This window comes from Streptomyces olindensis, assembly GCF_040645895.1.
Classification (GTDB): domain Bacteria; phylum Actinomycetota; class Actinomycetes; order Streptomycetales; family Streptomycetaceae; genus Streptomyces; species Streptomyces olindensis.
In genome coordinates this window covers 53,033-62,476 of sequence record NZ_JBEYZD010000049.1, presented here as the reverse complement: position 1 = coordinate 62,476, position 9,444 = coordinate 53,033, and the positions used below count along the sequence as shown (strand labels likewise).

The window sequence follows — 9,444 nt, the reverse complement described above, 5'->3', positions numbered from 1 at the left end:
GATCACCGGCGGCGCCGGCCACGACGACTCGGGCCTGCTGATGCTGGGCACGGGGGAGTCGTACACGAGCCCCGTCCCGCCGATCCGGGTGGGCGATACTGGGTTCGAACCAGTGACCTCTTCGGTGTGAACGAAGCGCTCTCCCACTGAGCTAATCGCCCGGACGCAGGAAGAACATTACCCCATGTCAGGGGGTGCCTGTGACCAGCACCGGCCGGTGCCCGCCGGCATCGGCACCCCCGCACCGCTCACTGGTTCTTGATCTTCCACGGCATGACGATGCCGAACTTCCACACGTAGATACCGGCCAGTACGGCCACGATCACCACCCCGATGGTCGTCAGGATGATGTTGCGGCGCCGCACCTTGGGGTCGAGGGCCCGCTGAGCCGCCTCGGTGACCTTCCGCTTGGTCCAGCGGAGCACCAGCTGCGCCCACACGAACTCCGTCGCCCAGATCGCCATGCCGCCGAAGATCACGACCCAGCCCGGCCCGGGCAGGGGCAGCATGATGATGCCCGTCACGACGACCGCGAGCCCGATGATGAAGACGCCGACCTGCCAGCTCACGTGCAGCAGGCGGCGCGCCTTGATGAATTCCGGCGCCCGCGAGCCGAGCCCCCGCTCCTGCTCGCCGTGCACCTCTTCCGTCCCCATTTCGTCCGACGCCACGGCCACCTCGCCCGGCTCGTCACTCCCCGTATTCATACAGCCAAACACTACCCGAGCGAAACCAGTCACCGGAATGGACGCACGACGCGAACGATCTCTCGGCCGGAAGAGTTACGTAAAGGCACGCAAAACACTCAGAGGGGTTTACAACGGCACCGTAGGTGGCATGTCGATTTCGCCGACGTGCGAATCCCCGAGCGCACACTGAGCGAAAGGCCCTGGCGCTTATGAACACCACGGTCAGCTGCGAGCTGCACCTGCGCCTCGTTGTGTCGAGCGAGTCCTCCCTGCCTGTCCCCGCAGGCCTGCGGTACGACACGGCCGACCCCTACGCCGTGCACGCCACCTTCCACACCGGAGCCGAGGAGACCGTCGAGTGGGTGTTCGCCCGCGACCTCCTCGCCGAGGGACTTCACCGCCCTACGGGCACCGGCGACGTCCGCGTCTGGCCGTCGCGCAGCCACGGTCAGGGCGTCGTGTGCATCGCCCTGAGCTCCCCGGAGGGCGAGGCCCTGCTCGAGGCCCCGGCACGGGCCCTGGAGTCCTTCCTGAAGCGGACCGACGCCGCCGTGCCGCCCGGCACGGAGCACCGGCATTTCGATCTCGACCAGGAGCTCTCGCACATCCTGGCGGAGAGCTAGGGCGAGGCCCCCACAAAGCCGCCCGGCGCCGTCGACTCGGGGAGACGGCTCGGGCCAGGACAACCGCATACGGGACACACCGGCGCCGGCACCGCGGCTCACGCGGGCCGGCGCCGGTTCGCGTCCGACCTGGGGCCGACCGCGGGCGGGACGGGAACCACGCCGGACCGGTCGGCGTTGTATTCGAAGCCATGTGCGGGCATGAGGGCCTTCCGACGGTGGTGGAGCCGTTACCATCGGCCAGCATCCGCGGGCGCCCGCCCGAGACCCAGGCCAGGGAGCGAATCGTGCTGATCACCCATGACACCCGGTGCGCCCTCGACACCGTGGTGGATCTGGTGAACACCGCGCCGGAGGACGACTCGGCGGCGGACGGGCTGCCGGACGTGGCGACCCTCGCGGACTTCGTACGCAACCACGAGATCAGCGACGTCGGGGTGCTCTCGGATTTCGACCTCTCCGCGGTCCGGAAGGTCCGCGGCCGGTTCGCCGCCGTCTTCTCGGCCCCCGACGCCCGGACCGCCGCAGGCCTGATCAACGAGCTGGTCGCGGCCGCCGGCACCACGCCCCGGCTCACGGACCACGACGGCTACGACTGGCATGTCCACTACTTCGCGCCCGGCGCCTCCGTGGCCGACCACCTGGCCGCCGACTGCGGGATGGCGCTGGCCTTCTTCGTGGTCGCCGGAGAGCAGGAGCGACTGCGGCGCTGCGAGGCGCCCGACTGCCGGCGCGCCTTCGTCGATCTGTCCCGCAACCGCTCGCGGCGCTACTGCGACAGCCGTACCTGCGGAAACCGCCTGCACGTGGCCGCGTACCGGGCGCGCCGGAAGGAAGCCGCGGGCTGAACCGGGAGGCGCCGGGGCGGGTCTTCGATGCCGACGCGGTCCCGGCGGGTGGCGCCGGGTACCGCGGGTACGGCTCACAGCAACAGCAGATCGTGCAACGAGGCCATGAGCAGCAGACACCCGATCACCGCCAGGAAGATCATCAGCGGTGGCTGGGAAAGGGCGAAGAGGCAACCACGTGGCTCGTCCCGCGGGGGGCGTGGCTCGTCCCGCGGCGGGGCGGGGTCGCTCTGTTCCGTCGTGTCCAGCATCTCGCGGCGATGATGGCGCAGTCGCCGTGCCGGACGCGATCAGCGCCCTCGTTCCGTGCGGGAGTGCGTCGATTGCGTGAGGTCCGGGTCAGGTTGTGATCACTTCCGCGCGCCGGCGGACCCACTGTGACGGTTCGGGCCGGGCGCGGGCGTCATATGCCGTGCTTCTTGAGGATGGCCTCGATGTCGCTGAAGTCCTCGTCTCCCCGGGGCGCCGCCGCGGGCCGGGCCGCCGGACCGGAGCCCTGTCCCAGGGAGGGCGCCGAGGCCCCGGGGGCCACCGCCTCGGGCTGAGCCGCGGCGCGGGCCGCCCTGCGCTCCTTGCGGGTGCCGCCGCGGCGGCGCTCCACCGCACGCGTGGTCGTGAACAGCACCCACGCGACGCCGAGCACCCCGAAACCGGCCCAGGCCGTCGGGCTGAAGGCGGTGTCGGCCAGCCACTCGACGACACCCGTCATCACCAGGCCGATCGGCACGAGTGAGTACGCCGCGATCCGCGTCGCCGCGAGGAAACGCTTGCGGTACGCCGTGATGGCCGCGATGCCCAGGCCTGCCGCGGACACGGCGGAGCAGACGGTCTCGGCAATCATCCGGTCCTCCAGGCGTGGCGCGGTCGAGCAGGGGCACTTCGTCCCTTCCATCCTGCACCCGCCGCACCCCGCCGGGCCATGCTCCGGCCCGACATCAGGGACATCTCCGGGTCGGCTCGTCCGCAGGTGCCGGTGCGATCTCCACCCCTAGGGCACCGCTCGCCCTGCGGTGGTCCCGGAGGCCGGGAGTCCGATTGGGGCGGAGACCGGAGCTGCTGGGAGACTGTCGGCATGAGCGACTCCTCCCCCGACCGTCCCTCCGTTGCCGTCCTCGAGGTCTGGTGCGAGCTGCAGTGCCCGGACTGCCGCACCGCTCTGGACGATCTCCGTGCCCTGCGCGCCCGCTACGGCGACCGTCTGGAACTGCGGCTGCGGCACTTCCCGCTGGAGAAGCACAAGCACTCCTTCGCCGCCGCGCAGGCCGTCGAGGAGGCGTGGGAGCAGGGGCAGGGGTGGCCGTACGTCGAGGCCGTGCTGGGCCGGGTCGAGGAGCTGGGCCGTAAGGGGGAACCCTTCCTGGTCGAGGTGGCCCGGGAACTGGGCCTGGACGCCGAGGAGTTCGACACCGCGCTGATCGACGGCCGGCACATCCTGATCGTGGACGCCGACCAGGCCGAGGGCAAGGCGATCGGCGTGACCGGCACCCCGACGTACGTCATCGGCGGTGAGCGGCTCGACGGGGGCAAGAGCCAGGAGGGCCTGCGGACGCGGATCGAGGAGATCGCGGACCGGCTGCTGGCCGGGCAGGAGGGCTGACCGTCGCCGCCCGGCCCCGCTCCCCCGGGTCCGGGCCGCTACAGCAGCGGCTTGTACATGGCGTACTGCTTGGTCTCGTAGCCGAGTGACGCGTAGAGCCGTTCGGCCGGGGTGTTGCCGGCGAAGACGTTGAGGCCGATGGTCCGCCGGCCCTCGGCGATCGCCTGGGCCTCGGCCAGCAGCATGAGGGTGCGGCCGTGTCCCTTCCCCCGGTGGGCGGCGTGGGCCTCGACGTCGAAGACGAAGGCGGCGTTCTCGCGCAGCGCGAGCCACAGCTCGCCCACCGGCGTCCCCAGGTGTTCGACGACGCTGATGAGCATGCCGGGGGTGGCGAGGCCGTCGGGCAGCAGGGTGGCGTGGTCCCGCTCGGACTTGGTCCGGGCCTCGGCCTCCGGAACGCCCCGCTCGATCCAGCTCCGGGCGTAGTCCTCCTTGCCCTTCTCCAGCCAGGGGACGAACTCGGCCTCGGTCATGGGCCGGGCACGGCTGCCCTCGGGCAGGTCCGGCGGGGCGTCGCCGAGCGCTTTCTCCATGAGGCGGTTGCGCACGACGTAACCGAGCGCGGTGGCGAGCCGGACCGCCGCCTCGGCCTCGGCGGGCACCGACGCCTCGATGCGGCGGCACCCCCACCCGCGGGCCACCTCCTCGGCGGCCAGCGCGGCCACCGTGCCGCGGCCGCGTCTGCGGTCGGGCTCCTCGATGCGCAGGTTCATGATCCGGGCCACCGCGTCGCCGAACACGGGGTGGGTGCCGAGGTGTATCGCCCCGACGGGACGGCTGTTCACGCACACCTGGTAGCGGCGCGAGCGCGTCCCGTCGGCATTCTGCTGAAGCGGCTCGGTCGGCCGCAGGGTCGTGGTCATCAGGGGTGTTCTACCCGCAACCGCGCCGCTGTTCAGCCCAATAAGCGCGGGCTGTCAGGGATCCAGGTCGTCCCCGGACCGCTCCTCGAAGATCCGCATGGCCTTGGCGGTCACCGGGCCCGGCGCGCCGGGCAGCTCACGGTCGTCGACGCGGTGCACGGCCTGCACGTCGCGCAGGGTGGACGTCAGGAAGACCTCGTCGGCCCGTGCCAGGACGTCCAGCGGCAGATCCGTCTCCTCGGCGCCGGTCCACTCGATGGTGAGCGCCCGCGTGATGCCCGCGAGGCAGCCCGAGGCGAGCGGCGGGGTGTGGATCTCGCCGTCGAGGACGACGAAGACGTTCGACCCGGTGCCCTCGCAGAGCCGGCCCACCGTGTTGCCGAACAGGGCCTCGGAGGCGCCCTGTTCGCGGGCGCGGGCCAGGGCGACGACGTTCTCGGCGTACGAGGTGGTCTTCAGTCCGGTGAGCGCGCCGCGTTCGTTGCGGGTCCAGGGGACCGTGATCACGGCGGTGGAGTCGGGGCGGCGGGTCGTCTCGCCGAGGGCGACGACGAGGGTCGGGCCGTGGTCGCCGCGGTCGGAGCCGAGCGGGCCGTGGCCGCCGGTGTAGGTGATGCGGAGGCGGCCGAGCGGCACGGGGTTGGCGTCCAGGACGGCGGCACAGGCGCGGCGCACCTCGTCGTGGTCCGGGTCGGGCAGTCCGAGGCCGCGCGCGGAGCGGGTGAGCCGGTCGAGGTGCCGGGTGAGCGCGAACGCCCGGCCGTCCACGGCCTTCACCGTCTCGAAGATGCCGTCGCCCACGGTCAGTCCGTGGTCGAAGACGGAGACGCGGGCGGACTCGATGTCCTGCAGCCCGCCGTCGAGCCAGATCTTCACGTCAGGTCCCCTCCACTCACGTCGTACTCTCCCGACGCTATCGCGAGCAGCCGGGCCGCCTTCAGCTCGGTCTCCCGCCACTCCCCCTCGGGATCGGAGCCCCAGGTGATGCCGGCGCCGGTGCCGAAGCGCAGCATGCCCTCGGCCCGGTCGATCCAGAAGGTGCGGATGCCGACGGCCAGCTCGCCGGTCCCGCGGTCGGCGTCGACCCAGCCGATCCCCCCGCAGTACGGGCCGCGGGGCGCCGTCTCCAGCGTGTCGATGATCCGCAGGGCACTGGACTTGGGCGCGCCGGTGACGGAGCCGGGCGGGAAGGCCGCGCCGAGCAGCTCGGCCCAGCCGGCCCCGTCCCGCAGCTCACCGCGGACCGTCGACACGAGGTGGACCAGCCCCGGGTGCTTCTCGACGGCACACAGGTCGGGCACCGTCACGCTGCCCGTGGCGCAGACCCGCCCGATGTCGTTGCGGACGAGGTCCACGATCATGACGTTCTCGGCGTAGTCCTTCTCCAGCAGGTCCGCCTCCGTGCGGCCGGTGCCCTTGATCGGCCCGGACAGAACGGTCCGCCCCTCGCGCCGCAGGAACAGCTCGGGAGAGGCGGTCGCGATCTCCACGCCGTGACCGGGCAGGCGGATCGTTCCTGCAAACGGTGCCGGGTTGCCGCGGGCCAGCAGTGCGGTGAGGGCGTCGACGTCGGCGCCGGGCCGCACGGGCGCGGACAGCACCCGGCACAGGTTCGCCTGGTAGACCTCGCCGGCCGCGATGTGCTCGCGGATGCGCCGCACTCCGGCCGTGTACGCGGCGCGGTCGAGCGACGACGTCCAGTCGCCGGCCGCCGGCCCGTGCCAGGCCCCGGGCACCGGCACCGGCACGTCCGCCTGTCGCACCTCCCGGAAGCGGGCGCAGGTCAGACGGCCCTCGAAGTCGGCGCAGACGGCCCAGAAACCGCTGGATTCCAGGGCTTCGGGATCGTCGGTGACGTCGAGGAGCCCGGTGGCGACGCGGTCGCCGAAGCGGGCCAGAGGAGGGAGGTCGAGCACGCATCGAGTCTATGGCGGGTGACCGGCGGGTGACCGGGACGTGTCCCTTCCGGAGGCTCCGCGACGTCCCTGAGCAGGTGAAGCGCAGCACGCTGCACAAACGCGTTTTTGTACTGGCCCCGGAATCCGCTAGAGTTCAACACGTCGCCGGGCCGCGAGGGCGGACCGAAACGACAAGCGGACGTAGCTCAGTTGGTAGAGCGCAACCTTGCCAAGGTTGAGGTCGCGAGTTCGAACCTCGTCGTCCGCTCGAAGGAACAGGGGGCTTCCCGGTCCCCTACACTCCTGGTGGAGTGGCCGAGAGGCGAGGCAACGGCCTGCAAAGCCGTCTACACGGGTTCAAATCCCGTCTCCACCTCCAAGGACGATTAGCTCAGCGGGAGAGCGCTTCCCTGACACGGAAGAGGTCACTGGTTCAATCCCAGTATCGTCCACTGGATCTTCTCGAAGATCCCGACCCGCGCGATTAGCTCAGCGGGAGAGCGCTTCCCTGACACGGAAGAGGTCACTGGTTCAATCCCAGTATCGCGCACGCAGTGCCCATGATCCGCTCCAGTGCGTGGTCATGGTCCCGAGGACGATTAGCTCAGCGGGAGAGCGCTTCCCTGACACGGAAGAGGTCACTGGTTCAATCCCAGTATCGTCCACATCACACCGGAGCCCCCGGCCGTACCTACGGCCGGGGGCTTCGTCGTGTCGGGAGTCCGGTCAGGACGAGAACAGCATGTGCCCGAAGCTCTTGTGGCGGTGGTGACCGTGGTGGCCGTGGTGGCCGTGGCCACCGTGCGGGGCTCCCCAGGCGGGGGCCGGAGGGGCCGGGTAGGCCTGCGGGGCCGGTGGGGGCGGAGGGGCGGGCTGGGACCACTGGGCCTCCAGGCGGGTCAGCGACTCCAGCTCGCCGTAGTCGAGAAAGATCCCGCGGCAGCCGCTGCACTGCTCGATCTGGACACCGTTGCGGTTGTACGTGTGCATCGGCGCACGGCACTTCGGACACTGCATGGTCGTTCAACTCCTCGCCGGTCGGTCCTGCTTCGCCTCTCGCCAGGACAGACTCTGTCCCGCTGTGGTCGGTTGCACCCTACTTCGCGTACTCCTGCGCCAACTGCGGCGGGACGGCAGCCATTCGGTCACAGGCGTCCACGACCGCCTGCTCCACCTCGTCCAGGGGCCGGCCTGCCGCGACCGCCTTGGCGACGGTCCGGGCCGCGGTCTGCACGGTGAGGGCGCGGGCGGGGGTGTCGAGAGCGGGCCAGGGGTCGCCGTCGGCGGGGACGGCCGGGCCGCCTGCCTGCTGGTAGGCGGTGAGGAAGCGGGCCCATTCGTCGGGCGGGAGGAGCCCGCAGGCGTACCAGGCCGCGGGGCGGGCCAGGTCCCAGGCCGGGACGCCGACGCCGAGGTCGTCCACGTCGATCAGCAGCCAGGGGCCGGTGGGGGCGGGATGGCGTACGAGCTGGCCGAGGTGGAGGTCGCCGTGGCAGAGGGTCGTGGCGTCGGGCTGAGGCGTCTCGGCGCGGGCCCAGGCGGGGAGGGTGCCCCAGGCGCGCAGGACGGGGGCGGCCGCGGGGTGCGCGCCCGCCGCGCGGAGCCGGGCGACGGCCCGGGCCGCCTTGGCGGGGCCGCGCATGGGCGGGAGGCCCTCGGGGGCCGGGGTGCGGTGCAGCCGGGCGAGGAGGGTGGCGGCGGCTTCCCAGGGCGCGGCGTCCGGGTCGTCCGGGTCGACGGGGGTGCCGTAGGGCCAGAGCGTGACCAGCCGGTCGTGCAGGTCGAGGGGGGCGGGGGCGAGCGGGGGCAGGAGGATGCCGGGGTGGCCGGAGGCGACGGCGAGCCGGCTGGTCAGCTCGGTGGGGCTGGTGCCCGGGGGGTGAGCCTTGGCGACGGTGTCGCCGTGGCGTACGACGGTGCCGTCGGGGCGGTCCGCGAGGGTGGCCGCGCCGCAGGGGCAGGACGAGGAGCGGGCGTGTGCGGTGGCCTGCGCTCGGGCGGTGAGGGCGGGTATGAGCAGGTCCGGGGCGGGTGTCACGGGGTGAGGGTACGGCCTGGGCCGCGTGGATGGTTCCGGGTGCGCGGTCGTGGATGGTTCCGGGCGCGCGTGGGTCGGGTGGTTGGTTCCCGGTGCGCGTGGATCGCGAGGATCGTCCGGAGGCGCGTGGGTCGGGTGGTTGGTTCCCGGTGCGCGTGGATCGCGAGGATCGTTCCGGAGGCGCGTGGGTCGGGTGGTTGGTTCCCGGTGCGCGTGGATCGCGAGGATCGTTCCGGAGGCGCGTGGGTCGGGTGGTTGGTTCCGGGCGCGCGTGGATCGCTGAATCGTTCCGGGTGCGGCGTCGGCGCTGGGGGCCGGGGGCCGCCGCCCGGCGGAACGGGGTGTCTCGCCCGAGTTCTTCAGGCAAAAGCAATGCCGGCGCAGCTCCCCAGCTGCGCCGGCATTTGTGCCGTCCGCCGCACCCCCGTCCCCACGGGGTTTCATGGGTGGATGTCCCCGCCCGGACCGCTCTTCCGGGCCTGGGGTCGCCGCTCAGCGCCCCAGCATCTCGCCCACGGACGACGCCTGTGTGGCCACTGTCTCCCAGCCGTCGAAGACGACGAGGAGCAGGACCGCCAGGGGAAGGGCCATCAGCGTCGCCACCACGGGGTGGCGACGGCCCTGACGGCGGCGGCGGAACGCGGCGGCGTACACCTTGCGTCCCTCCTCGCGGATCAGTGTCCGCGGTGCCGTGTGGGCCATGGTCCCTCTCCTGACCGTTCTCAGTTGTCGTTGGCAGCGGCGGGCGTCTGACCTCGGGGGACGAGTGCTGCACCCGCCGCTTGACCTCAAATCTAGGCGCCCGGCCCCTCCCCGGCGTCATGCCCTCGTACCGATTGGCGGGCCTCCCCGAGGATGAGCCGTCACCTGCGATGTACTCCCCTGGGT

12 protein-coding genes and 6 tRNA genes are annotated in these 9,444 nt (G+C 72.0%); 8 read left to right on the top strand and 10 right to left on the bottom strand.

Annotated elements, in window-relative coordinates; all coding sequences use genetic code 11:
* Positions 1-89: 89 nt before the first annotated feature.
* Both ABZ948_RS28020 and ABZ948_RS28015 read right to left on the bottom strand, forming a co-directional pair.
* A tRNA-Val gene (locus ABZ948_RS28020) sits at positions 90-161 on the bottom strand.
* 87 nt (positions 162-248) lie between these two features.
* Positions 249-707, bottom strand: coding sequence for a TIGR02611 family protein (locus ABZ948_RS28015; RefSeq protein ID WP_359763997.1), 459 nt, complete (start codon positions 705-707; stop codon positions 249-251).
* A gap of 191 nt (positions 708-898) precedes the next feature.
* Between ABZ948_RS28015 and ABZ948_RS28010 the strand changes: the two genes are divergently transcribed.
* Both ABZ948_RS28010 and ABZ948_RS28005 read left to right on the top strand, forming a co-directional pair.
* Positions 899-1,312: an SsgA family sporulation/cell division regulator gene (locus ABZ948_RS28010; RefSeq protein WP_004002642.1), complete on the top strand. Its 414-nt coding sequence runs from the start codon at positions 899-901 to the stop codon at positions 1,310-1,312.
* 287 nt (positions 1,313-1,599) lie between these two features.
* Positions 1,600-2,160 (top strand): CGNR zinc finger domain-containing protein, encoded by a 561-nt coding sequence (locus ABZ948_RS28005; protein ID WP_359763995.1) that lies wholly within the window; start codon positions 1,600-1,602, stop codon positions 2,158-2,160.
* Between the two features lie 74 nt (positions 2,161-2,234).
* Here the strand turns inward: ABZ948_RS28005 and ABZ948_RS28000 are convergent, their stop codons facing one another.
* The gene (locus tag ABZ948_RS28000) at positions 2,235-2,411 is read right to left on the bottom strand and encodes a hypothetical protein (RefSeq protein ID WP_359763994.1); all 177 of its coding nucleotides are present in this window, start codon (positions 2,409-2,411) and stop codon (positions 2,235-2,237) included.
* Positions 2,412-2,563: 152 nt separating this feature from the next.
* Complete coding sequence (locus tag ABZ948_RS27995; protein WP_359763992.1) at positions 2,564-3,001, bottom strand: hypothetical protein; 438 nt, start codon at positions 2,999-3,001, stop codon at positions 2,564-2,566.
* Positions 3,002-3,232: 231 nt separating this feature from the next.
* Between ABZ948_RS27995 and ABZ948_RS27990 the strand changes: the two genes are divergently transcribed.
* Entirely contained in the window at positions 3,233-3,757 is a 525-nt protein-coding gene (locus tag ABZ948_RS27990) for a DsbA family protein (RefSeq protein WP_359763990.1), read from the top strand.
* Positions 3,758-3,795: 38 nt separating this feature from the next.
* Here the strand turns inward: ABZ948_RS27990 and ABZ948_RS27985 are convergent, their stop codons facing one another.
* Genes ABZ948_RS27985 through ABZ948_RS27975 form a run of 3 tightly spaced genes read right to left on the bottom strand, consistent with a single transcriptional unit; the run spans position 3,796 to position 6,536 of the window.
* Entirely contained in the window at positions 3,796-4,620 is an 825-nt protein-coding gene (locus ABZ948_RS27985; protein ID WP_359763988.1) for a GNAT family N-acetyltransferase, read from the bottom strand.
* Between the two features lie 54 nt (positions 4,621-4,674).
* Positions 4,675-5,496 (bottom strand): aminotransferase class IV, encoded by an 822-nt coding sequence (locus ABZ948_RS27980; protein WP_359763986.1) that lies wholly within the window; start codon positions 5,494-5,496, stop codon positions 4,675-4,677.
* Complete coding sequence (locus tag ABZ948_RS27975; RefSeq protein ID WP_359763984.1) at positions 5,493-6,536, bottom strand: chorismate-binding protein; 1,044 nt, start codon at positions 6,534-6,536, stop codon at positions 5,493-5,495. The genes ABZ948_RS27980 and ABZ948_RS27975 overlap by 4 nt, the downstream gene beginning before the upstream one ends.
* Before the next feature lie 177 nt (positions 6,537-6,713).
* Between ABZ948_RS27975 and ABZ948_RS27970 the strand changes: the two genes are divergently transcribed.
* From ABZ948_RS27970 to ABZ948_RS27950, 5 genes are all read left to right on the top strand, one after another.
* A tRNA-Gly gene (locus ABZ948_RS27970) sits at positions 6,714-6,786 on the top strand.
* A gap of 37 nt (positions 6,787-6,823) precedes the next feature.
* Positions 6,824-6,897 (top strand) — tRNA-Cys (locus ABZ948_RS27965).
* Between the two features lies 1 nt (position 6,898).
* Positions 6,899-6,970 (top strand) — tRNA-Val (locus ABZ948_RS27960).
* Positions 6,971-6,996: 26 nt separating this feature from the next.
* Positions 6,997-7,068: transfer RNA gene (locus tag ABZ948_RS27955), tRNA-Val, on the top strand.
* 43 nt (positions 7,069-7,111) lie between these two features.
* Positions 7,112-7,183 (top strand) — tRNA-Val (locus ABZ948_RS27950).
* Positions 7,184-7,244: 61 nt separating this feature from the next.
* On the opposite strand, the gene ABZ948_RS27945 is transcribed toward ABZ948_RS27950, so the two are convergent.
* From ABZ948_RS27945 to ABZ948_RS27935, 3 genes are all read right to left on the bottom strand, one after another.
* On the bottom strand, positions 7,245-7,535 hold the full coding sequence (locus tag ABZ948_RS27945; protein ID WP_351348659.1) for a TFIIB-type zinc ribbon-containing protein: 291 nt from the start codon (positions 7,533-7,535) through the stop codon (positions 7,245-7,247).
* Positions 7,536-7,614: 79 nt separating this feature from the next.
* Positions 7,615-8,556 carry a phosphotransferase family protein gene (locus ABZ948_RS27940; RefSeq protein WP_359763982.1) on the bottom strand — a complete coding sequence of 314 codons (942 nt, stop codon included), beginning with the start codon at positions 8,554-8,556 and terminating at the stop codon, positions 7,615-7,617.
* 492 nt (positions 8,557-9,048) lie between these two features.
* Complete coding sequence (locus ABZ948_RS27935; RefSeq protein ID WP_031114762.1) at positions 9,049-9,258, bottom strand: hypothetical protein; 210 nt, start codon at positions 9,256-9,258, stop codon at positions 9,049-9,051.
* Positions 9,259-9,444 lie beyond the last annotated feature (186 nt).